21 protein-coding genes and 1 tRNA gene are annotated in these 23,462 nt (G+C 64.7%); 17 read left to right on the plus strand and 5 right to left on the minus strand.

The window, feature by feature from the left end; all coding sequences use genetic code 11:
- Positions 1-490, minus strand: a 490-nt coding sequence (locus AC16XC_RS10370) for a 3-dehydroquinate synthase family protein (RefSeq protein WP_484034583.1), incomplete at its 3' end; no start/stop codon positions are given.
- Complete coding sequence (locus AC16XC_RS10375) at positions 478-1,050, minus strand: shikimate kinase (protein WP_484034584.1); 573 nt, start codon at positions 1,048-1,050, stop codon at positions 478-480. The genes AC16XC_RS10370 and AC16XC_RS10375, both read right to left, overlap by 13 nt.
- 82 nt (positions 1,051-1,132) lie before the next feature.
- On the opposite strand from AC16XC_RS10375, the gene AC16XC_RS10380 reads away from it, so the two are divergent.
- The 5 genes from AC16XC_RS10380 (at position 1,133) to AC16XC_RS10400 (ending at position 6,508) form a co-directional block, all read left to right on the plus strand.
- Entirely contained in the window at positions 1,133-1,267 is a 135-nt protein-coding gene (locus AC16XC_RS10380; protein ID WP_484034585.1) for a hypothetical protein, read from the plus strand.
- On the plus strand, positions 1,264-3,099 hold the full coding sequence (locus tag AC16XC_RS10385) for a hypothetical protein (RefSeq protein WP_484034586.1): 1,836 nt from the start codon (positions 1,264-1,266) through the stop codon (positions 3,097-3,099). Before AC16XC_RS10380 ends, AC16XC_RS10385 begins: the two co-directional genes overlap by 4 nt.
- Positions 3,099-3,974 carry a tyrosine recombinase gene (locus AC16XC_RS10390; RefSeq protein ID WP_484034587.1) on the plus strand — a complete coding sequence of 292 codons (876 nt, stop codon included), beginning with the start codon at positions 3,099-3,101 and terminating at the stop codon, positions 3,972-3,974. Before AC16XC_RS10385 ends, AC16XC_RS10390 begins: the two co-directional genes overlap by 1 nt.
- A gap of 9 nt (positions 3,975-3,983) precedes the next feature.
- Positions 3,984-4,931: an acetyl-CoA carboxylase carboxyltransferase subunit alpha gene (locus AC16XC_RS10395; protein ID WP_484034588.1), complete on the plus strand. Its 948-nt coding sequence runs from the start codon at positions 3,984-3,986 to the stop codon at positions 4,929-4,931.
- A gap of 95 nt (positions 4,932-5,026) precedes the next feature.
- Positions 5,027-6,508, plus strand: coding sequence for a M48 family metalloprotease (locus tag AC16XC_RS10400; RefSeq protein WP_484034589.1), 1,482 nt, complete (start codon positions 5,027-5,029; stop codon positions 6,506-6,508).
- 84 nt (positions 6,509-6,592) lie between these two features.
- On the opposite strand, the gene AC16XC_RS10405 is transcribed toward AC16XC_RS10400, so the two are convergent.
- Both AC16XC_RS10405 and AC16XC_RS10410 read right to left on the minus strand, forming a co-directional pair.
- Complete coding sequence (locus tag AC16XC_RS10405; RefSeq protein ID WP_484034590.1) at positions 6,593-6,769, minus strand: Flp family type IVb pilin; 177 nt, start codon at positions 6,767-6,769, stop codon at positions 6,593-6,595.
- A 108-nt stretch (positions 6,770-6,877) separates the two neighbouring features.
- Complete coding sequence (locus AC16XC_RS10410) at positions 6,878-7,066, minus strand: Flp family type IVb pilin (protein ID WP_484034591.1); 189 nt, start codon at positions 7,064-7,066, stop codon at positions 6,878-6,880.
- Positions 7,067-7,137: 71 nt separating this feature from the next.
- On the opposite strand from AC16XC_RS10410, the gene AC16XC_RS10415 reads away from it, so the two are divergent.
- The 5 genes from AC16XC_RS10415 to AC16XC_RS10435 all read left to right on the plus strand — a co-directional run bounded on the left by AC16XC_RS10415 (position 7,138) and on the right by AC16XC_RS10435 (position 10,315).
- Positions 7,138-7,566 carry a (deoxy)nucleoside triphosphate pyrophosphohydrolase gene (locus AC16XC_RS10415; protein WP_484034592.1) on the plus strand — a complete coding sequence of 143 codons (429 nt, stop codon included), beginning with the start codon at positions 7,138-7,140 and terminating at the stop codon, positions 7,564-7,566.
- A gap of 46 nt (positions 7,567-7,612) precedes the next feature.
- Positions 7,613-7,689: transfer RNA gene (locus tag AC16XC_RS10420), tRNA-Arg, on the plus strand.
- Between the two features lie 64 nt (positions 7,690-7,753).
- Positions 7,754-8,329 (plus strand): GTP cyclohydrolase I FolE, encoded by a 576-nt coding sequence (gene folE / locus AC16XC_RS10425; RefSeq protein WP_484034593.1) that lies wholly within the window; start codon positions 7,754-7,756, stop codon positions 8,327-8,329.
- Positions 8,329-8,736 (plus strand): hypothetical protein, encoded by a 408-nt coding sequence (locus AC16XC_RS10430; RefSeq protein WP_484034594.1) that lies wholly within the window; start codon positions 8,329-8,331, stop codon positions 8,734-8,736. The genes folE and AC16XC_RS10430 overlap by 1 nt, the downstream gene beginning before the upstream one ends.
- Before the next feature lie 58 nt (positions 8,737-8,794).
- A complete protein-coding gene (locus AC16XC_RS10435) occupies positions 8,795-10,315 on the plus strand; it encodes a TolB family protein (RefSeq protein ID WP_484034595.1) in 1,521 nt (506 codons plus the stop codon).
- Between the two features lie 6 nt (positions 10,316-10,321).
- On the opposite strand, the gene AC16XC_RS10440 is transcribed toward AC16XC_RS10435, so the two are convergent.
- Entirely contained in the window at positions 10,322-10,801 is a 480-nt protein-coding gene (locus AC16XC_RS10440; protein ID WP_484034596.1) for a redoxin family protein, read from the minus strand.
- A gap of 302 nt (positions 10,802-11,103) precedes the next feature.
- Between AC16XC_RS10440 and ahcY the strand changes: the two genes are divergently transcribed.
- The 7 genes from ahcY to addA form a co-directional block, all read left to right on the plus strand.
- Positions 11,104-12,528: an adenosylhomocysteinase gene (gene ahcY, locus AC16XC_RS10445; protein WP_484034597.1), complete on the plus strand. Its 1,425-nt coding sequence runs from the start codon at positions 11,104-11,106 to the stop codon at positions 12,526-12,528.
- 82 nt (positions 12,529-12,610) lie between these two features.
- Positions 12,611-14,953 (plus strand): sensor histidine kinase, encoded by a 2,343-nt coding sequence (locus AC16XC_RS10450; RefSeq protein WP_484034598.1) that lies wholly within the window; start codon positions 12,611-12,613, stop codon positions 14,951-14,953.
- Entirely contained in the window at positions 14,950-15,393 is a 444-nt protein-coding gene (gene tsaE, locus AC16XC_RS10455) for a tRNA (adenosine(37)-N6)-threonylcarbamoyltransferase complex ATPase subunit type 1 TsaE (RefSeq protein WP_484034599.1), read from the plus strand. Before AC16XC_RS10450 ends, tsaE begins: the two co-directional genes overlap by 4 nt.
- Complete coding sequence (locus AC16XC_RS10460) at positions 15,390-16,364, plus strand: aminoglycoside phosphotransferase family protein (protein WP_484034600.1); 975 nt, start codon at positions 15,390-15,392, stop codon at positions 16,362-16,364. The genes tsaE and AC16XC_RS10460 overlap by 4 nt, the downstream gene beginning before the upstream one ends.
- Positions 16,361-17,077: a nucleotidyltransferase family protein gene (locus AC16XC_RS10465; RefSeq protein ID WP_484034601.1), complete on the plus strand. Its 717-nt coding sequence runs from the start codon at positions 16,361-16,363 to the stop codon at positions 17,075-17,077. Before AC16XC_RS10460 ends, AC16XC_RS10465 begins: the two co-directional genes overlap by 4 nt.
- On the plus strand, positions 17,070-20,066 hold the full coding sequence (addB, locus tag AC16XC_RS10470; RefSeq protein WP_484034602.1) for a double-strand break repair protein AddB: 2,997 nt from the start codon (positions 17,070-17,072) through the stop codon (positions 20,064-20,066). Before AC16XC_RS10465 ends, addB begins: the two co-directional genes overlap by 8 nt.
- Positions 20,063-23,462, plus strand: a 3,400-nt coding sequence (gene addA, locus AC16XC_RS10475; protein ID WP_484034603.1) for a double-strand break repair helicase AddA, incomplete at its 3' end; no start/stop codon positions are given. The genes addB and addA, both read left to right, overlap by 4 nt.

The raw sequence follows: 23,462 nt of genomic DNA on the forward strand, positions 1-23,462 counted from the left end.
CCAGCGAGGGCTGGTGGAACGCGCCGACCAGGTTCTTGCCCGCGCCGGCATTGATCGCGGTCTTGCCACCGACGCTCGAATCGACCTGCGCCAGCAGGGTTGTCGGCACCTGGATGAAGCCGCAGCCACGCTTGAGCACCGCCGCCGCAAATCCGGTCAGGTCGCCGATCACGCCGCCGCCGAGCGCGATAATGTGGTCGCCGCGCTCGACCTCCTCGGCAAGCAGCCAATCGACCGTCTGCGCGAGGCCGTCCCAGCTCTTGGTCGCTTCGCCCGCGGGGTGGACCAGCCAGGCTGTCTGGAAGCCGGCCCCCATCAGCGAGGCATCGACCGTGTTGCGCCAGTGATGCGCGACATGCTCGTCGGTCACGATCTGGACCCGCTCCTTGCGCAACAAGGGCGCGCAATGGATCGCCAGATCGGCCAGCAGTCCGCTGCCGATATGGACCGGGTAGGAACGGCCCGCGAGTTCGACATTTACGCTAGCCATTGGTCGATCGCCTTGATGATGTTTTGCACGGTGGATTCGTGCGGGCCGGTCCGGCTGGCAATATGGATCGGGGCCTGCGCATAGATCGGTTCGCGTTCCCGCTTCAGCCGGGTGAGGATTTCTCGCGGATCGCCTTCGCGCAACAAGGGACGGGTGTCCTTGCGGCTGACCCGTTCGACCAACACGTCGAGATCGCAGTCGAGCCACACCGCGATGGCCTTGTCGAGAATGAGCGCGCGGGTTTCGTCGTTCACGAACGCCCCGCCGCCGCTCGCGATCACCGAGGGCTCCTCGCCCACCAGCCGCGCGATCACCCGCCTTTCGCCGTCGCGGAAGTAGTCTTCCCCGAACTGTTCGAAGATTTCGCCGATGCTCATCCGGGCGGCCTTTTCGATTTCCTCGTCGGCATCGGCGAACGGCAGGTTCAAGGTCGCGGCAAGCTTGCGCCCGATCGTTGATTTGCCGACTCCCATCATCCCGATCAGCACGATCGGCCGGTCGAGCCGTTTCGCCAGCGCGCTGGTTTCCTCGGGGGAAAGGGCGGTTTCCGTCTTGGTCATTGCCGCTTTGCCTATAGATAGGCTAACCGGCTACGCAAGCATGCTGGCCGCACGGCCTAGCCGGAGTTATTGAAGTTTGGTGATGAGCAAGCGGCGAATCTGGACGGGAGCGGGACTGGTCCTGTTTCTGCTCCTGGCACTGGCCTGGTACGACGGAGGGGAACGGCCCTTGACCGAGATTGTCGAGCCGGTTGCAGTGCCGGAGTCGAGCGAATGAAACGGGCGCTGCTTTTCGGGGCTTCGGTGTTCGCGCTCGGATCGAGCGTGGCCCTGGCCGCGCCGGACTCGCTGCTGCCCGACATCTATGCCAATCCAGCGCCGGCGCCGGCCCCTGCGCCGACTCCGTCCCAGGCGCCGCCGCGGGTCGTCGCACCCGATCCGACGGTCAGGGTAGAACCGGTGCAGCGGCCGTTGCCGGGCTTCGAGGCCGGTGGCGTGAGCGTCTCGCCGATCAACCTGCCCGCGGATTTCCCGACCATCGAAGAACTCGAGGAAATGACCTCCGACGAGATCGATGAGTTGTTCGGGCTCAAGCCCAAGTTCGACATTCCTCCCGGCGCGCGACGGGCGCTGCGCAGGGTCGGGGTGATCGCCATGTCGGAAGGCGGGTTTCCCTCGCAATCCTTGGCCGGCCAGCCGGTTTCGCTGGTCAGGTCGATGCTGGGGGGGATGCGCCAGGGCACCGTTTCGCGCTGGGGCCATATCCTGCTGCGGCGGGCACTTGCGAGCCGACTCGATGCGCCACAGGGGATGAATCCGGTGGAATTTGCGAGCTTGCGCGCGGCTGCCCTCAACCGGCTGGGCGAACCCTATGTCGCGCGGGCGCTGGCGCAGGACGTCGACTCCTCGAACTATGACGAGCGGCTCGCCAATGCCGCCTTCGACGCCTATCTTGCGACCGGCGACATTGTCGGGATGTGCCCCGTCGCTACGCTCAAGGGCGGCTTGCGGCAGGATCCGCAATGGGAACTGCTGCAGTCGATCTGTTTGGCCTATGCCGGAGACGGTCGCGAATCCACACGCGAACTCGATCGCGCCTTGAGCCGCGAAATCGCGCCGCGGATCGATGTCCTCCTTGCGCAGCGTTATGCCGGTGCGGCAACCGAAGGCGGACGATCGGTCACGATCGAATGGGACGAAGCCGAATGGATCACCCCGTTCCGCTATTCGCTCGCCTCGGCGCTCGGCATGGCGGTGCCGGATTCGCTCGAAGACGCTGACGGTGAGATCGACTGGTACCGGCGGTTCGATGCCCTATCGCCTGCGAAGTCTCTTGCCGAAAGGGCGGCCGGTGCGGAAATCGCGGGCACGGAAGGGGTCCTCTCCGGTCGGGCGATGGTCGACCTTTATTCGCAGATTTACGCCGACGACAACGTCACGGGCGAGCCACGGGAGCTGTCGATCGCCCTGCGCGAAGCCTATGTCGCGCAAAGCGGCCCGGACCGGCTCGACGCGATGCGGACGATCTGGGGTCCCGATGCCGCCTATGGCCGGCTTGTCCTTACCGCCTATGCGGCCGCCAGGGTCGATCCGAGCGAAGACCTTGCCGACGAGGCCGGCCTGCTGATCGCCTCGATGCTGTCTGCCGGGCTTGACCGGAATGCAATGCGTTGGGGGCGGGTCGTCTCGACCGGGAGCACGGGCTGGGCCTTGCTGGCCCTCGCGCAGCCCAGTCGCGATGGCACTGTCTCGAGCGGCGGCATCGACAGCTTCATCGACGACGACGACAGCGCGGGCCAGCGCAAGTCGCGCTTCCTCGTCGCCGGCCTCGCCGGGCTGGGCCGGATCGACAGCGGCACGGCCAGCAGCTATTCGAACCGCTTCGGCCTGAATCTGGGCCGGGAAAGCGACTGGAGCCGGATAATTGCCAGGGCGGCGGAAGTGAACAATCCCGCGCTCGTCGCGATGCTGGCGGGCCTCGGCATGCAAGGCAGCGGCTGGGACAAGATGACCGCGCGCAATCTCTATTACATCGTCCGGTCGCTCAACCAGGTCGGCCTCTCGGCGGAAGCGCGGATGATCGCCGCGGAGGCCGTTGCGCGCGGCTGATGTCCGCGATCGAGGACTTTCTCATGATGCTCGCGGCCGAGCGGGGAGCGGCAGCCAACACATTGGCGGCCTATCGCCGCGACCTCGAGGCCGCCGAAGGCCTGGTCGGCGACCTGGCGACTGCCGATCGCGAAGCACTGAGAAAGCTGGCCGGAAGATGGACGGGATATGCCCCTTCGACTGTCTCGCGCAAGAGCTCGGCCCTGCGGCAATTCTTCGGTTTCCTGGTCGATGAACGGCTGCGCAAGGACGATCCGTCTTCGGCCCTTCCGCGACCATCCGCCCGCCGTCCGCTACCGAGAATACTCAGCCATCGCGAAGTCGAATCCCTGTTCGAAAAGGCCGAGGAAGAGGCTGCGGGAGACCGGCCCGAGGCAATCCGCCTGCTCGCGCTGATCGAACTGCTCTACGGATCGGGTCTCAGGGCGAGCGAACTCGTCTCGCTTCCCCTCAGCGCCGCCCCGCGCGATGCGCCGTTCCTCACCGTCATGGGCAAGGGCGGCCAGGCGCGGATGGTTCCGGTGAGCAATCGCGCCAGGCAGGTCCTTGCGCGGTGGCTGAGACTGCGCCCGGACGACGGCAAATTTCTTTTTCCTTCGCGCGGTAAACATTTGACCAGAATACGTTTATTCCAATTGCTACGCGAACTCGCGGCGCGCGCCGGGCTCGATCCCGCCAAGCTCAGCCCGCATGTGCTGCGGCATGCCTTTGCCACCCACCTGCTCGAAGGCGGGGCGGACCTGCGGGTGCTGCAGACCTTGCTGGGCCATGCCGACATCGCCACCACCCAGATCTATACCCATGTCGATTCGGCGCGGCTGGTCGCCCTGGTCAATGAACGGCATCCCCTTGCCGGGAAAGCCCAACCGGACTAGCGAATTCCCATGATTTCCTATCTTGAATTCGAAAAGCCGGTCGCGGCGCTCGATGCGCGCATTTCCGAGCTTCGATCTGCATCCGATGGCGACGAAGTCGACATTTCGAAGGAGATAAAGCGGCTCGAACTCAAATGCGCCGACCTGTTGGCCAGCACCTACAACGCGCTGACGCCATGGCAGAAGACGCAGGTCGCCCGCCATCCCGCAAGGCCGCATTTCAAGGACTATGTCGAAGGCCTGTTCGAGGACTTCCTGCCGCTGGGGGGAGACCGCCATTTCGGCGAGGACGAGGCGATTATCGGCGGGCTTGCGCGGCTCGGCAATCGGCGGTTGCTCGTGATCGGCCATGAGAAGGGCAACGATACCGAAAGCCGGATCCGGCACAATTTCGGCATGGGCAAGCCCGAAGGCTATCGCAAGGCGATCCGCTTGATGGATTTGGCCAGCCGGTTCGGCCTGCCGGTGGTCACGCTGGTCGACACTTCCGGTGCGTTTCCCGGCGTCGAGGCGGAGGAGCGCGGCCAGGCCGAAGCAATTGCCCGATCGACCGAGGCATGCCTGGCGCTCAGAACCCCTTTGGTGGCCGCGATCGTGGGCGAGGGCGGATCGGGGGGCGCCGTAGCGCTGGCCAGTGCGGAGCGGGTGCTGATGCTTGAACATGCAGTCTACTCGGTGATTTCGCCGGAAGGCTGCGCATCGATCCTGTGGCGGACAGCCGAAAAGGCGCCGCAAGCAGCGGAAGCTATGAAGGTTACGGCCCAGGACCTGCTCAAGCTCAAGGTGATCGACCGGATTGTCCCCGAGCCGATTGGCGGGGCGCATCGCGATCCCGCGGCGACCATCGAGGCGCTTGGCAAGGCAATCGGCGAGGAGCTGGATGCACTGGGTAAATTGACACCCGCCAAACTCAGGAAAATGCGCGAGGACAGGTTCCTGAAAATTGGATCGCAATAACCAGGCCGGAACCACGCGCCCGGAAAACGGTTCTACATACGAAAAACATTCCGCCGAATTGAATGGCGGGCAAAGCCGGTAAGAGGAGCGAGACGATGCAACCGCTAGCCAATATTCGTGCCAGATCGACCATGTTGCTGGGGGCAGCTGCGCTTGCTCTAACCGGTTGCCTTGGCGGACCGATCGCATCGACTGGTACCCCGATCACCCAGGCCGAGGCCCAGCAGGGTGCGGAAACGCATCCCCAGATCATTGCCGAATTCGGTGGCGAAATGAGCGGTGCGCAGGCCGACTATGTGGTAGGCGTCGGCCAGACGATCGCCTATCAGTCCGGGATTTCGCAAAGTCCGGGCGATTTCAACGTCACTTTGCTCAATTCCTCGGTCAATAACGCGTTCGCGGTCCCGGGCGGCTATGTCTATGTCACGCGGCAGCTGGTTGCGTTGATGAACAACGAGGCCGAGCTGGCTGCAGTCCTCGGGCACGAGGTCGGCCATGTCGCGGCGCGGCACTCGGCCCGCCGCCAGCAGACAGCGCAGCAGAATGCGTTGCTGGGCGTGCTTGGCCAGGTGCTGTCGGGCGTGGTCTTCGGGGATTCGGCGCTCGGCCGTCTGGGACAGCAGGTTTCCTCGACTGTGCCTGCGCTGGCAACGCTGAGCTATTCGCGTTCGCAGGAACTGGAAGCAGACGAGCTCGGAATCTCCTATCTTGGCGGTGCGGGATACGATCCGCGGGCCATGGCGACCTTGCTCCACAGCCTCGCTTTGCAGAATTCGTTCGATTCCCAATTGCAGGGCCGCGACGCCCGGATGCCCGAATGGGCATCGACCCATCCCGATCCCGCGTCGCGCATCGAGACCGCCAACCAGAAGGCCGTGGGCGTGCCGGGCTCGGTGACCAATCGCGATACCTTCCTGACCCGGATCGACAATATCATGTACGGTGACGATCCGGTGCAGGGCGTGATCGAGGGCAACCGCTTCATCCACCCCGAATTCAGGCTCGAATTTACCGCTCCCGAAGGGTTCTACATGGTCAACGGGACCCGCGCCGTTTCGATCAACGGGAACAGCGGTCGGGCGCAGCTTTCCACGGCCGCCTATAATGGCAATCTCGAGGCCTATGTTCGTTCGGTTTTTCAGGCATTGGGCGGGGACCAGCAGCAGCTTGCGCCGCAAACCATGCAGCGCAGCTCGATCAACGGTATTCCGGCGGCCTACGGCACAGCGCGGGTCAATAATGGCCAGCAACAGGTCGATGTGGTGGTCTATGCCTACGAGTTTGCCAACAACCGGGCGTTTCACTTTGCCGCCATCACGCCGGCCGGACAGAGCGGGGTCTTCTCGCCGATGTTCAGTTCCATGCGGCGGATCAGTTCGACCGAGGCGGCAGCGATCACTCCGCGGCGGATCGACGTGGTGACCGTACAGCGCGGCGACACCGTTGCGTCACTGGCCGCTCGCATGGCCTACAACGATTCCCGGGAAGCGCGTTTCCGCGTCCTGAACGGGCTTGACTCCGGCACCACCTTGCAGGCCGGGCAGAGGGTGAAGATCGTGGTCAGGACAAGCAGCTGACCAGCTGACCAGCTGACCCCTATAAACAAACAGAAAGGGCGGCAGGTTTCCCGGCCGCCCTTCTGATTTGGCTTGGGCCGTCGATCAGACGGTGTTGGCGTCGGCCAGCTCACCGCTAACGGTGCTGAACGTGGTGTTCAGTTCGTTGCCGAGGCTCTGCATGGCGGTGATCGCAGCAACGGCGATCAGAGCGGCGATCAGGCCATACTCGATGGCGGTCGCACCGGCTTCGTCACGAAGCAGCTTGTTAATGAACTTCATCGCTAGTCTCCTGGTTCAGTCTCTTCGCCCGCTCCAACCCCACAAGATGCCGGTTTGGGCTATGGTTCAATTACGCAGCACTGGTTGACAAAACGCTAAGCCGGTCGCTCAAAGGCCGTCGGTAACTTCCGACATGTCGTTGATAACCCGGCCCCACATTCCGACGGTCTCGTTCGCAAACGTGTTGAGAGACGAGATCATCGCAATGACAATCAGTGCCGCGATCAGCCCGTATTCAACGGCGGTAGCCCCCGAACGATCTTCGAGAATTGCCTTGAGGAGATTGTTCGTTTTCACTGTCAGCCCCCGGTCCTACGGTCCGATGAGATGGCTTTTCCGCCAAAACTCCTAATGAAAGGTTTCCGGAAATGGCGGAGTTGAAAAATATTCCGACAGAAATTCTTGTGGTTGCCGCGGCGGTAACCAATGAATGCGGCGAATTGCTGCTGCAGAAGCGCGGGCCGAATGGGCGGCACGCCGGGTTGTGGGAATTTCCCGGCGGGAAGGTGGAAATCGGCGAAACGCCTGAAAACGCGCTGGTTCGCGAATTGGAAGAGGAATTGGGCGTGCGAATCGACTCGCGATATCTGGAGAAATTCGGGTCCGCGAGCGAGGCCGCAGCGGGCGGATATCCGGCCATCGTCATGATTCTTTACAGGACCGGGGCCTTGCCGGGCGAACCCGTTGCCCGCCAGCAACAGGAATGGGGTTGGTTCGATCGCGATCGCGCGCGGCAATTGCCCATGCCGGCGGTCGATCTCGAACTGCTTGCCGAATTGGCCGGCCACGCCTCCTAGGGGATTGCCAAGCCAAGGCCATATCCCTATGTGCGCCCCTCCATGTGCGCCCGTAGCTCAGCTGGATAGAGCATCAGACTACGAATCTGAGGGTCGGACGTTCGAATCGTTCCGGGCGCGCCATTTCCCATCCTCTCTTGGCTAGTGACGTTTCCGTCCTTAGGTGAGGTGCGAAAGGATGGGTGGCATGGCCGACAAGCCGGAAGTTCCAGACCATGTGCAGGAAGCGATCAGGACATTGATCCGCTGGGCCGGCGACGATCCCGAGCGCGAGGGCCTGGTCGATACTCCCAGGCGCGTTGCCCGGGCGTGGAAGGAATATTGCGCCGGCTATGCCGAGGATCCGGGCGAGCACTTGTCGCGGGTGTTCGAGGAAGTCGGCGGTTATGACGAAATCGTCCTGTTAAAGGACATTCCGTTCCAGTCGCATTGCGAACACCACATGGCGCCGATCATCGGCAAGGCCGCGATCGCGTACCTGCCGACCGACAGGGTTGTCGGCATTTCGAAGCTGGCCCGGGTCCTGCGTGGCTATGCGCGGCGCCTGCAGGTGCAGGAACGGCTCACAGCGGAAGTCGCGACCTGCATCGAACAGCACCTCAATCCGCGCGGGGTCGCGGTGGTGATCGAGGCAAGCCATTCCTGCATGACCGCACGCGGCGTCACCACGCCCGGCGTCAACATGATCACCTCGCGAGTCACCGGCGCCTTCCGCAAGGACGAGCGGACCCGCAAGGAAGTGCTTAGCCTGATGGGCTATTGATGCTCGCCTGCGCGGAGGATGGCTGGGTTGATGACTGGCCGGACGGACCGCCCAGGAACTGGAACCATCGCGGCGTGCGCCGGTACCAGGCCTGCAAGATCCATTGCCTCACGCCCGATGGCGATTTGATGGTGGCGCGGCCTCTCATGCCCGAATTGCCGCTCTTGCAGCGGCTTGTCTGGGCGGCATTCAACCGTTCGCGGCCGGTCGAGGTCGAATTCTCTACGGTCGGCGGGGTCTCCAGGCCGCTTGATTTCTTCAAGGGCGAATTGCTCGAAGCGCTTCACCGGGACGGCGATTTGATGCTGCAATTCGCCGAGGAAGAGGAACTTGCTGCCGCCATTCGGCAGGCCTCGTCCTATGCCGAACTGCGCGAAATCTACCGCAAGTATCACTGGACCGATTAGCGGCCTCGCGCTCCGCCTTAGGTTGTGGTAGCGCTATCATCCTGGGAAGGGGATGGCGATGAGACACTGGATCGGGCTTGCGGCCCTGGCGTTGATGACCGGCTCGCCGCTGGCGGCCGAACCGGTCGGCATATTTGCCGATCATGGCGATATCGGCGCGGTTTCGACACCGGGAGCCGTGGAATTGGCAGATGGCACCTATCGCGTCAGCGCCAGCGGGGCGAACATCTGGGGCAGCGAGGACGCCTTCCATTACACCTGGACCCAGCGCTCGGGCGATCTCCACATTGCCGCCGATATCGCTTTCGAGGGCGAGGGCGTCGATCCCCACCGCAAGGCCGGGCTGATGATTCGCCAGAATCTTTCCCCCGGGTCGCCCTATGCCGATGTCATGCTCCATGGCGACGGGATGGTCTCGCTCCAGTATCGCGAAGTGCAGGACGGGCCGACGCGGCAGGTCGTGTCGGCGACCTGGCATCCCGCGCGGGTGCGGCTCGAACGCGAAGGCAATTTCGTCTATTTCTCGGTTTCCCGCGAGGACGGCGAACTCGAACACGCCGGCGGCAGCTTCCGCATTCCCTTCCAGGCGCCCTACTATGTCGGGCTGGCGCTCTCGGCCCATGACAACGAGGTGGTCGAGACCGCGAATTTCAGCGATGTTTCGATCTCGGTACCCCAACTCGCCTATATCCCCGACACCGGTTATGCGGCGCAAGTCGAAGCGACGCTTGAAATAATCGAGATCGGCGGAAGCCGGAGCCGCACCATTGTGCGTCATTTCGACACCAAGATCGAAGCGCCGAACTGGAGCCGCGACGGCGAGACGCTGATCTACAACAGCGGCGGCAAGATCTGGCGCATTCCCGTCGTCGGCGGCGAACCGGTCGAGGTCGATACCGGGCGCCATATCGACAACAACAACGATCACGGCCTTTCGCCCGACGGAAGCCAATTGGTGATCTCGGACCAGATCGAACCCGACAATCTCAGCCGGATTCATATCGTGACGCTCGACGGATCGCAGCCGGTCAGGACGGTGGTCGACGATCCCCAGGCGCGCTCATACTGGCATGGCTGGTCGCCCGATGGCGAGGTGCTGGCCTATGTCCGGGTCGGCGTTGACGATGGCAGCTACGATATCTGGGGTGTCAATGCCGCGGGCGGGGAGCCCTGGCCGCTGATTGTCGGTCCGGGCGTCGAGGATGGCCCGGAATATTCGCCCGACGGGAGATACCTCTATTTCAACTCGACTCGTTCGGGCGCGATGGCGTTGTGGCGCGCCGATGCCGACGGCTCGAACCAGGTGCAGTTGACCCACGATCCGGTGCGGCGCGATTGGTTTCCGCACCTTTCGCCCGACGGGAACTGGATCGCCTATGTCTCGTTCGGCGACGATATCGCGCTCGAGGACCATCCGCCCAATCGCGAGGACGTTCAGCTGCGGCTGATGCCGGCCGACGCCAGCGCGCCGCCGGTCATCCTCACCCGGCTGTTCGGCGGCCAGGGGACGATCAACGTGCCTTCCTGGTCGCCCGACGGATCGCGGATCGCCTTTGTGAGCTATCGCCTGAAGCGATAAGCCGGATCAAAGCTGGCCGAGCATGTGCTCCGCGCTCGAGACCCCGAAATCGCCCGGGGCTTCGACATTGAGCTGTTCGACCACGCCGTCGTTGACCACCATCGAGAAACGTTGGCCGCGCTTGCCCATGCCGAAGCCCGAACCGTCCATGGTCAGGCCGAGCGCGGTCACGAATTCCGCATTGCCGTCAGCCAGCATGGTCACGTCGGGATGTCCGGCGTCGCTGTTCCAGGCCGACAGCACGAACACGTCGTTCACTGCGGTGCAGACGATCTCGTCGATCCCCTTCGCCTTGAGTTCCGCTGCCTTTTCGACAAAGCCGGGCAGGTGCTTGATCGAACAGGTGGGGGTGAATGCCCCGGGCACGCTGAACAGCGCTACCTTCTTGCCCGCAAAATACGCGCCCGATTGAACCGCCTCGGGTCCATCGTCGGTCGCCTTGACCAGCTTAACGTCGGGCAGCCTGTCGCCCACTGCAATTGTCATGCGAGAAGTTCCTTTCCTGCCTCACCGTCTGGTTGCAGAGATAGGACTTGGGACGGGCTGTGCGCAACCGCCAGAATCGCGCTCATGGTAAATTTCGCTTCACTGTCCGTGTTGAAGATTGGGTAAACGGACCCCTCTAGGGTTGATCCTGCGTGATCGGCGGTCCTGCGGTCACACCATTTATCCCCGAGGTCCGGGCTTTACGTTCGGTCCCTTCAGCGTCTAAGGGCGGCTTCCGAAAGGATGCCGCCCGCTTTTTCTCCGGCATCTTCAATTTTGTCGAATTGCCGGGAGACGACCAAGTGGCCACCGCCGTCAAAGAGAGCGCGAACGACCATGTTGTGAAGGATCTCTCGCTCGCCGATTATGGCCGGGCAGAGATCGCGATCGCCGAAACCGAAATGCCGGGCCTGATGGCCTTGCGCGAGGAATACGGAGCGGCGAAGCCACTTTCGGGCGCGCGGATCACCGGCTCGCTCCACATGACGATCCAGACCGCGGTGCTGATCGAGACCCTCGTCGCGCTTGGTGCCGAAGTGCGCTGGGCCACCTGCAATATCTATTCGACGCAGGATCACGCCGCCGCGGCGATCGCCGCCCGCGGTATTCCGGTGTTCGCCATCAAGGGCGAAAGCCTCGCCGACTATTGGGACTATGTTGGACGGATCTTCGACTGGACCAGCGATGCGGACCCGGACCGCACCGCCAACATGATCCTCGACGATGGCGGCGACGCGACGATGTTCGCGCTGTGGGGCGCTCGGGTCGAGGCGGGCGAAAACCTGCCCGAGCCCACGAATGCCGAGGAAATCGAGTTCCAGCGGGCGCTCAAGGCATTCCTCAAGGCGAAACCGGGCTATCTGACCCAGTCGGTCAAGGCCATTCGCGGCGTGTCGGAAGAAACCACCACCGGCGTTCACCGGCTCTATCACATCGCCAAGGACGGCAAGCTGCCGTTTCCCGCGATCAATGTGAACGACAGCGTGACCAAGTCGAAATTCGACAATCTCTACGGCTGCAAGGAATCGCTGGTCGACGCGATCCGCCGCGCGACCGACGTGATGCTGGCCGGCAAGGTCGCCTGCGTCGCCGGGTTCGGCGATGTCGGCAAGGGTTCGGCCGCATCGCTGCGGCAGGGCGGCGCGCGGGTGATGGTGACCGAGATCGATCCGATCTGCGCGCTCCAGGCGGCGATGGAAGGCTATGAAGTCGTGACGATGGACGACGCGGTGCAGCGCTGCGACATCTTCGTCACCGCGACCGGCAACGAGGACGTGATCACCGCCGAGCATATGAAGGCGATGAAGAACATGGCGATCGTCTGCAATATCGGCCATTTCGACAGCGAGATCCAGATATCCGCGCTCGACAATTACGACTGGGCCGAAATCAAGCCGGGCACCGATGTCGTTACTTTCCCCGACGGCAAGCAGATCATCGTGCTCGCCAAGGGCAGGCTAGTGAACCTGGGTTGCGGCACCGGCCATCCCAGTTTCGTGATGAGTTCGAGCTTCACCAACCAGGTGCTGGCTCAGATCGAGCTGTTCACCAAGGGCGACGATTATGCCAATCAGGTCTATGTCCTGCCCAAGCATCTCGACGAAAAGGTCGCTGCGCTCCATCTCGAAAAGCTCGGAGTGAAGCTGACCCAGCTTTCGCAGAAGCAGGCGGATTATATCGGGGTACCCCGGGCAGGGCCGTTCAAGCCCGACCATTACCGCTATTGACCGGCTGGAGCGGTGGATTGATCCGCCGCCCGCCAAGCAGGCCATTGTCATGGGGCCGAATGGGGCATAGCGCTGATTCCCTATGGAATTGGACCAGACATCATTGGTTCTGATCGGTTTGCTCCTAGCAGCCTGGACGCTGGGCGCTGCCGTTATGGTCCTGATCGCCAATGACAAGGCGCGCCGCGCGGAGGCCTCCAGGAACACTGCCCTGCGCCTTGCGCGCATGCTCGACGAAGCGCCGACGGTCCCGATGCTGGTCAGGGCGGATGGACGGATCGAAGCGCCGGAGCGGCTCGCCGCGTGGTTCGGGCTCGAGACGGTCCCTGGATATCTTTCCGAATTGGGTACCGAGACGAGGGGCCTGGCAAGCGAGCAGCTCGCCGAACTCGAGGAGCAGGTCAGGAAGGCCCAGAAGACCGCGGCCCCGTTCAGGATGGTGGTGACGCCGCAAGGCAGCACGCGTAGCCTTGCGGTGTTCGGGCACCTTGCGGACCCGCTCGTTTCACCGGGTGGCGCGGCGCTGGTCTGGTTCTTCGACTTTTCCGAGAGCCAGAGCGAACTTTCGACCCTGCGCCGGGAAGCGGCGCGGGCCAGGGCCGACTTTGCATCGCTGGTCGGACTGATCGAGGCGGCGCCGATGCCGATGTGGTTCCGCGGGCCCGACATGCGGATCCGGCTGGTCAATTCGGCCTATGTCGATGCGGTGGGAGGAGCGGACGCCGACAGCATCGTCGCCGACCAGGTCGAACTGGTGGAGAGCGTCGACGGGCTTACGGCGGCGCAGATCGCGCAGCAGGCGAAGGACCGCAACCTCCCGATCGAACGGATCGTCGGCGCGACTATCGACGGACAGCGGCGGTCGCTCAGGGTCAGCGATCTGCCGCTGGGTTCGGAAGGCGTGGCAGGCTACGCGATCGACATCGAAGACATGGAGGAGCAGGCGCGGGCGTTCAAGGCGTTCCGCGAGGCCCAGCGCAGCATGCTCGACCAGCTCTCGGTCGGGGTCGCCCAGTTCGACGCCCAGCGTGTGTTGTCCTTTGCCAACCAGCCGTTCCAGCGGATTTTTGCGCTTCCGTCTTCGGCGATGCTGGATCCGCCCGATTTCGATCGCTTCCTCGACCTGGCGCGCGATGCCCAGCGGGTGCCGGAGGTTCGCGATTTTCCTTCCTGGCGACGCGAACTTGGCGAATGGTTTGTCGCGGGGGCGCCGCAGGAGGAGCCCTGGACGCTCGGCGACGGGACGCACTTGCGGATCGTCGGCCAGCCCTTGCCGGATGGCGGGCTGGTCCTGATTGCCGAGGACCGCACCGAGCAGCTCGCCCTTTCGGCGATGCGCGATACCCTGTTGCGAACCCGCACCGCGACCTTCGACAGCCTGTTCGAATCGCTGGCGGTGTTCGCTCCCGACGGCAGGCTCCAATTGTGGAACCGCCGGTTCATCGACGATTGGGGTCTGGAGAGCGAGAAGCTCGACGCGCACCCTCATGTCGAGTCGCTCCTCGAGGAGATCGGCGGCCGGCTCGACAAGCCGGAGAGGGCAAGGGCGATCGGCGATGTCGTGCGCGCGGCGACGCTCGACCGGCAACAGACCGGCGGCCGGGTGACGCTCGGCAATGGCAGGATCCTGGAATTTGCCGGCGTTCCACTGCCCGACGGCAATGGCCTGCTCACCGTGCTCGACATCACGGATTCACAGAAGGCCGAGGACGCGCTGCGCGAACGCAATGTCGCGCTCGAGGAGGCCGACGCGGTGAAGACCCGCTTCCTCGCCAATATGAGCTATGAATTCCGCACCCCGCTTACTTCGATCGGCGGTTTCGCCGAACTGCTCGAGAGCGGCGCCGGCGGCGAGTTGAGCGAGCAAGGCAGCGAATATGTCAGGGCGATTCTCGAATCGGTCGGCCGGCTGGGCGAGCAGATCGAGACTTTGCTCGACCTGTCGCAGAGCGAAGCGGGCCTGCTCCCGCTCGATCTCGAAGAGATCGACTTTTTTCCGTTCATCGCCGCGCTGGTGCGCGAGCGCGAGAAGGCGATCTGCGAGCGCGGCCTCAGTCTCGATCTCAAGGGCAGCGAGGAAATCGGCTCATTCAGGGCCGACAGGCGCCGGATCGGACGGGCTATCGGTCACGTGATCGACAATGCGATCAACGCGACCGAAGAGGGCGGGCGAATCCTGGTCGACCTGGCCAGGCTCAAGGCCGGCGTGCGGATCGTGGTGTCGGACAATGGCCGGGGCCTGACCCACGGGGAAGCGGCCCGCGCGCTCGAAGGCTTCAAGATTTCCGATAGCGGCAAGACGGTCGATCGGCGGCAAGGCCTCGGTCTGCCGCTTGCCCGGCAACTGGTCGAGGCGCATGGCGGCAAGTTGAAGCTGATCTCCGAAAAGGGCGTCGGCACCACCGTCAGCATCGTCATCCCGTGATCGAAGACCTGCCGGACCTTGCCGCCACCGACGCCTTCGGCGCGCGGATCGCGGCCAGGCTCGAACCGGGCGATGTGGTCGCCCTGTCCGGCGGACTGGGCAGCGGCAAGACTACGCTGGCGCGCGCGATCATTACCGCGCTGGGGCATCGGGGCGAGGTGCCTTCCCCGACCTTTACGCTGATCGAACGCTACGATCCGCCCTCGGTCCGCCTGCCGCTTGCGCATGCGGACTTCTACCGGATCGAGCGCCCATCCGAGATCGAGGAATTGGGGCTCGACGATTACCGCGAGGCTGCCGTGCTGCTGGCCGAATGGCCGGAAAGGGCGGGAGGATTTGCCAATGAGCCGCGATGCCTATCGATCGCGCTCGAAATTGCGGACGAGGGACGCAAGGCCGTTGTCGATCCGGGCAGCGATTGGCTAGACCGCCTGCCATGAAGCTTCCCGAAGGAATTGGCGATTTTCTCGAACGCGCGGGCTGGGGCGGCGCAGCGATCGAACCGCTCGCCGGCGATGCCAGCTTCCGGCGCTATTTCCGCATCCGCGATGGCACGAAGAGCGCCATGCTGATGGATGCGCCGCCGCCCAACGAAGATCCGGGGCCGTTTCTCGATGTCGGCAGATGGCTGATCGAACATGGCCACCGCGCACCGCAAATCCTTGCCGAGGAAAGGGCTCGCGGTCTGGTTCTGCTCGAGGATTTCGGCGCCGACCGGATGCGCGACTGGCTCGACGAGCGGCCCGCAGCGGAACTGGAGACCTATCGCAAGGCGATCGACGCATTGGTCGAACTGCACCGCTCGCCGCCCGGGCCGTTCGCTCCCTACGACATGGACGCCTACCAACGCGAGGTTGCGCTTTTCCCGGAATGGTTTGCTCCCGCCGCCGGATTCAGGGTCGACGAAGAGAGCTATCGCGCCGCGTGGCACGAGGTGCTTTCCCCGATGATCCCGCGGCAGCAGCCGGGCGTCACCGTACTGCGCGACTACCATGCCGAGAACATCATGTTGCTTGCGAACGGCGAGCAGGGGCTGATCGATTTCCAGGATGCGCTGGTCGGCCATCCGGCCTACGACCTCGTCTCGCTGCTGCAGGATGCGCGACGCGACGTGTCGCTCGAACTTGAACGCGCCATGCTCGATCATTACGAGAGGCAAATCGAGACAGGCCCGGACTTCGAAGCCGATTACGCGCGGCTCGGCGCGCAGCGGAACGCCAAGATCGTCGGCATCTTCGCGCGCCTGTGGCAGCGCGACGGCAAGCCGCGCTACCTGGAATTCATCCCGCGAGTCTGGGAAGCGCTGGAACGCGACATAGCACATCCTGCGCTTGCGCCGGTCGCGCGGTGGTTTGATAGCAACGTCCCGCTGGAAATCCGGGATCGGCGGGGAGGTGGACTGGGGTTGTGAGCAAGCTCGCCAGCGATACCGCCATGGTGCTGTCCGCGGGGCTGGGCAAGCGCATGCGCCCGCTCACCGCAAGCCAGCCCAAACCGTTGGTGCGGGTGCTCGGCAAGCCGTTGATCGACCATGTGCTCGACCGGCTCAAGTCCGCGGGGATCGCAAAGGCGGTGGTCAATGTGCATTACCTGGCCGATGCGCTGGAAGCGCATTTGGCGGATCGCGATGCTCCCGCAATCACCATATCGGACGAGCGCGAGCGGTTGCTCGAAACCGGCGGGGGCATGGTCAAGGCCCTGCCGCTGCTGCCCGATCCCTTCTTCTGCGTGAATTCGGACAATGTCTGGCTCGAAGGCCCGATCGATGCCTTTCACGAACTGTCCGACGCCTGGGAGCCCGAACAGATGGACGCCCTGCTGCTGCTGGTCCCGCATACCGGCGCGCATAATTATCGCGGCAAGGGAGACTTTTCGATGAATTCGAGGGGACTTATTTCCCGCCGCCGTTCGGGCCGGATCGCACCATTCATTTTCAGCGGAATCCAGCTGGTTTCGCACCGGTTGCTGAGGGACGCGCCCGAGGGACCGTTCTCGACCAACCTGCTGTGGAACCGTGCGATCGAGGAAGAACGGCTCTACGGTCTCCAATTCGGCGGCGAATGGTTCGAAGTCGGCGATCCCGGGGCGATAAGCCCGACCGAACTCGCATTGCAAAGTGGTTGAGCGCCGCGCTCCGCAGGTCTTTTCGATCGCCGCCCATCGCGGGTTTGCCGATGCGCTGGTTGCAGGGCTGGTGCCGCGCTATTCGGAGAGGGATTTTGGCCTCGCCCGGCTGACGCTGCTCTTGCCCAGCAGCCGCGCAGTTCGGACGGTGTCCGAAGCCTTTATCCGGCATTACGGCAGCGAAGAAGGGCAGGCCGGGCTGCTGATGCCGCGCATGGCGGTGGTCGGCGATCTCGACCTCGACGAGACCCTTGGCCCCCTGTTCGACCCGATTGGGGCCGAGAACGAAATTCCCCCGGCTGCCGATCCGCTGCGGCGCTGGTTGCAGCTGGCGGAATTCATCAAGCTCGAAAAGGGCGATGCGGCGCCGTCAGGGGCAGCCTTGCTGCGGCTGGCCGAGGAACTGGCCAAGGGCATGGATCGCCTGCTGGTCGAGGAAATCGGCCCCGAGCAATTGATGGAAGACCACGTCCTGGATGTGCTGGCAGAGCTTGCAGACCAGTGGAAGCACGGCATTCGCCTGTTCGCGCGGGTCCAGGCCCGCTGGCTGGCCGAGCTGGGCAAGCGCGGCGAAGTCGACGCGGGCCAGCGGCGCAACCTCCTGTTTCGCGCGGCGGCGCGCAAATGGCGCGAGCATCCGCCCGAACATCCGATCGTCGCGGCCGGCGTCACCAGCGCGGCCCCGGCTCTCGCCCGGCTGCTGAGAACCGTCTCCGAATTGCCCATGGGGGCGGTGATCCTGCCCGACCTCGACCTTTCGATGAGTGCGGAGGTGTGGGACGAGCTCGGCAATGCAGGGGCGCCGCGAGAGGGGAGCGGGCCCGTCTTCTCAAGGAACGAAGCGGTCACCCATCCACAATATCATCTGAAGCTGCTGCTCAACCGGATGGGCGTTTCGCGTGCGGAAGTAAGGCCGTGGCACCGCAAGGGTACAAGCGCCGCCCCGCCCGAACGCAGCCATGCGATTTCGAGCCTGTTCCTCCCGCCCAGGGCCAGCCGCGTCTGGGCCGGCCTTCGGGCCGAGAAGCGCCGCCTTGCGGGAGTCAGGATCATGCATTGCGCGAATCCGGAAGAAGAGGCGCAGGCGATTGCCCTGCTCCTGCGCGAAGCACTGGAACTGCCGGAAAGGCGCGCCGCTCTCGTCACTCCGGATCGCGGACTGGCGGCGCGCGTGGTTGCCCATCTGGCCCGCTGGAACATCGAAGCCGACGATACCGCGGGCGTCCCCCTGTCGCAGTCCGCGGCCGGGCGGGTCCTGCTCCTGCTGGCGGAAGTGATGGCGGAAGCGGCTGCGCCGGTGCCGCTGCTGGCGCTGCTCGAACACCCGCTGGCCGGCGCGGGCGAGGGCCGGCCCGATTGGCTCGACAATGCGCGCATTCTCGAGCGGGCATTGCGCGGGCCGCGGTTGGCGCCGGGCCTGCTACCGGTGGGAGCAGTGGTTGCCGGACTGGCGAAAGCGCATTCGGGAATTGCGGAATGGTGGCAGTCGGTCGCACAGGCGTTGTCGCCATTGCTCGATCTGGCCGGGCAGGACGAAGTGCCGCTTTCCATCCTGCTGGAAACCGCTGTCAGCGCCGGTGAGGCACTGTGCGGCGAGGCCCTGTGGTCGCGCCAGGACGGCCGGGCGCTGTCCGCGCTGGTCGGCGAATTGACAATGCATTCGCGCGAAGTGGAAACCGCGATCGATCCGAAGGAGCTGGTCGGCGTGCTGCGCGACCGGATGGAGCTCATCGCGGTCCGGCCAAGCTGGGGCAAGCATCCACGGCTGGCGATCTATGGCCTGCTCGAGGCGCGGATGAGCCGGGCGGACCTGGTGATCTGCGGCGGACTCAACGAAGGAACCTGGCCGCAGACCCCGCCGCTCGATCCGCTGCTCGCCCCGCCGGTGCTGCGCGCGCTTGGCGTTCCCGGCGGCGATTTCCGGATCGGGCTGGCCGCGCACGACCTGGCCGCGATGCTCGGTGCGCCCGAAGTGGTGCTGAGCCGTTCTGCGCGCGACACCGAAGGCCCGGCGATCTCCTCGCGCTTCCTCTTGAGAGTCGAGGCCTTGTTGGGGGAGCGGCTGCTCGAGAGTCATCGCGAGACCCGCGCGGTGGAGTTGGCGCGGGCGCTCGATGCCACGCGCGAGGTCGCTCCCGCCGCCCAACCGAAACTACGGCCCAGCCCCGAGCAGCGCAATGTGCCGATCGCGGTCACCGCGCTCGATTCGCTGCGCAGCGATCCCTACCAGTTCTACGCCAGGGCGATCCTGGGCCTGAAAAGGCTCGACAAACTCGACGAGGAGCCCTCGGCGGCCTGGAAGGGCACCGTGGCGCACGAGATTCTCCGGCAATGGCATGATCGGAAGGGCTCTCTGGTCGGGATCGCCGGGGAAGTGCTCGATCAGGAGAATGTCCACCCGGTGATGCGTGCCCTGTGGCTCCCGCGGCTGCTCAGGGGCCTCGCATGGGTCGAAAGCGAGGTCGCCAGGCTTGAAGGCCGGGAGGTCGTCAAATGGGAGGAGCGCGGCGAGATGGTCGTCGATGGCGTGCGCATCCACGGCCGCGCCGACCGGATCGATCGCCTCTCGGACGGCACGCTGGCGATTGTCGATTACAAGACCGGTAAGCCGCCCAGCGCAAAAAAGGTGCAGCAGGGCTATTCCCTGCAGCTCGGGCTCGTCGGCATGATGGCGCAGCGCGGCGGGATCGATGGCGTGGCGGGCGAGCCGCGACAGTTCGAGTACTGGTCGCTCGGCAAGAGCGACAAGAGCGAGACCGGGTTCGGTTATCGCCAGGAGCCGATCCTAGAAGGCGCCAGGAAGTCCGGCATCCCGCGCGACATGTTCCTCTCCGAAACCGAGCGCTATCTGCGCGAGGCCATCGGCAAATGGATCAAGGGCAACGAACCCTTTACCGCGCGGGAAAATCCCGATCTCGACGTCTATGCCGATTACGACCAGCTGATGCGGCTCGAGGAATGGATCGGCCGCGAGGAGGACGGCGCATGAGCGGCGTCGTCTATCCACTCCACGGGTCCCAGCGCGACGCGGTCGATCCGCAGGAGAGTGTGTGGCTCTCGGCTTCAGCCGGAACCGGCAAGACCCAGGTGCTCTCGGCGCGGGTGCTGCGGCTGTTGCTCCAGCCGGGGGTCGAGCCGTCGCAGCTATTGTGCCTGACCTTTACCAGGGCCGGGGCCGCTGAAATGGCGGTGCGGGTCAACCAGGTGCTGGCGCGCTGGGTGCGGATGGACGACGCGGCGCTCGCCCGGGACCTCGGCCATATCGGCGCCGATATCGGCCCCGACACGCGCGATCGGGCGCGCAGCCTGTTCGCCAGCGTGCTCGATTGTCCCGGCGGGGGGCTGAGGATCGATACGATCCACGCCTTTTCGCAATGGCTGCTCTCGGCCTTCCCGGAAGAGGCCGGGCTGGTCCCCGGAACCAGGGCAATGGAGGACCGCGAACGCGATATGCTGTTCGACCGGGTGCTGGGCGAGATGCTGGTCGAAACCCGGCAAGCGGGAGATTCCGCGTTACTCGACACGGTCGCCGACCTGTCGTTGCGCAAGGGCCCCGACGCGGTCGAAAGCTGGCTCAAGCGATGCGCCTCGGCGATCCATCTGTGGGAGGGTCCGGGCGCCTGGCAGCCACCCATGCGCGAGCGGGTGCTGGCGCTGCTGGGACTTCGGGCTGATGCGGGCGAAGATGGTGTAGCTGCGCTGTGCGCCGATGATGCCTTCGATGTCGAAGCGTTGCGGGCTTGCCGGGGAACACTCGCTGCATGGGAAACCGCTACTGGCCGTGAATTGACCGCCGCGATTGACACATGGCTTGCCCAGGGACCAGCCGAACGATTGGCAAATATCGAGATCTTCTCCGGAACGCTGTTCGTAAAGGAAGACTTCGTGACCCTGGACAGACGCGGAAAACAGATTGGAAATATCAAAAAACGCGACCCTTCATATGAGCAGGAACTCGAACAGGTTAGCGCCAGCTTGCAGCAGGTCCTCGATACCAAGGCACTGCTGGAACTCGCCGGCTGGCTCACTCCGGCGCTCGAACTGGGGCGCCAGTTCGCGCGGCGCTGGGACGAGGCCAAGGCGCGCGAAGGCTTGATCGATTTCGACGACCAGATCCGCCGCGCCTCCGATCTCCTGACCCGCTCCGACCTGCGCGACTGGATCCGCTACAAGCTCGACCGGCAATTCGACCACATCCTGGTCGACGAAGCGCAGGACACGAACGAAGCGCAGTGGCGGATCATCCTCGACGGGCTGTGCAGCGAATTCTTCACCGGCGCGGGTCAGCGCGATGGGCGGCTGCGGACCCTGTTCGTGGTCGGCGATTACAAGCAGGCGATTTTCCGCTTCCAGGGCACCAGCCCGGAGAATTTTCGCCGGGCAAGGGAACGTGTGAAGGCGGAATTGGCCGCGGCGGCGCGAAATGCGCGCGAAGGCCGGCAAAATATCGTCGCGCGGGAATTGCGGGAGCTCGGACTGGGGACATCGTTCCGCACCGCGCAAAGCGTTCTCAACTTTGTCGACAACGCGATCGAGGCGATCAGTTACGAGAGCTTCGGACTCGACGAGCATCCGGGCGGGCATGAAGGCCGCAACCGGCCCGGCCTCGTCACATTGTGGCCACCCGTTCCATCCATGGCCGAGGACGAGGAGGAATCGGAGGAGGGCGGGGATGGCAATGCCGGGCAACCTGCCCGTTTGTACCGCTCCGATCGAGAATTGGCCGAACGGATCGCGCGGCAGGTCAAGCGCTGGCTCGAAGATGGCTATCCGCTGGTCAAGGCCGAGCCACGCAATGCCGGTCCCGGCGACGTGATGGTGCTGGTGAGGAAGCGCAAGGAGCTCGCCGCGCTGATCGTCGCCCGGTTGCATGCGCATGGGGTTCCGGTGGCCGGGGTGGACCGGCTGCGGCTCGGCGGGCCGCTGGCGGTCCAGGATCTGATGGCGGCCTTGCGATTCGCCGCCCAGCCGCTCGACGATCTGAACCTCGCCAGCCTGCTGGTTTCACCGCTGGTCGGGTGGAGCCAGCAGGAGTTGCTCGATTTTGGTTGGCGGCCCGAAGGGGTACGCTTGTGGGAGCATTTGCGTGCATCGACCCACGAAAGGGTCCGGGCCACCCTTGCCCAGCTTGGTGAATTGCTGGCGCTCGCCGATTTCCAACCGCCGCGGGCCCTGCTCCACTGGCTATTGGTGGGGCCGTGGCGCGGGCGTGCGAAGCTACTCGCCCGGCTGGGGCGCGAGGCCAACGACCCGATCGACGAATTGCTCAACGCCGCGCTGGCCCATGGCAGCAGCCATACGTCGAGCCTGCAGGGGTTCATCCGCTGGTTCGACGCGGGAGAGGGCGAAATGAAGCGCGAGCAGGGCGCCAGCGCGGGGCAAGTCAGGGTGATGACCGTGCACGGCGCGAAGGGCCTCGAGGCGCCGATCGTGATCCTCGCCGACGCGGCGGGCAATCCCGACGATTCGCCCACGAGGGAAATTGAACTCACCGAAAGAATGCCGGGTGGCGGAGAGGGCGTGAAGGTGCCCCTGCCGGGACTCTCCAAGGAAGAAAGGCTTGGCCCGATCCGGGATGCACAGGAGCTTGCCGAGCGTGCAGAGCGTGAGGAGCACTGGCGGCTGCTCTATGTCGCGATGACCCGCGCGGAGGAGGCGCTCTACATCGGCGGCTCGCTCAACAAGAGGGAGAAGGACGGACCGAAAGAAGACAGCTGGTTCGCGCGGCTGAAGCCCTTGTTCCCCGGTGAGCCCATCGCGGACGATATCTGGAGCGAGCGCTGGGAAGCCGGGCAGCGGCCCGATCCGGTCGATGCCGTTCCCGGGCCCCTGGCTGTGCCGGTGGAAATACCCGCTTGGGCACGCGCTCCCGCCGGGCCCGAACCGAGCCCGCCGCGGCCGCTGGCGCCTTCGTCTGCCGGAGAGGACGAAGCGCCCAGTCCGCCGTTCCCGGCAACGGGAGACAATGCCGCAGCCGTTCGCGGGACACTGCTGCACGCCCTGCTCGAGCGCTTGCCCGAAGTGCCGCCCGATGAAAGGCGGGCCGCGGCTCTGCGCTGGCTCGGCAGGCGGGCCGAAGGATTTGGCGAAACGGATATTGCCGAAATGGCCGAATCCGCGCTGGCCGTAATTGCTTATCCCGAATGGGCGGAAATTTTTGGGCCGCAGGCCTTGGCCGAAGTCCCCTTGGCCGCGACGGTCGCAGGCCAGGTGATCGCGGGCACCGCCGATCGGCTGCTGGTGACATCGGACCGCGTACTGGTGGTCGATTTCAAGACCGCGATGCGCCCGCCGGACAGGTTGGAAGACATTCCGGCAACCACGCTGCGCCAGATGGCCGCCTATGTCGCCGCGCTCGAAGCGATCTATCCGGGGCGGTCGATCG

The sequence above is a fragment of the Candidatus Andeanibacterium sp. genome (assembly GCF_057143545.1).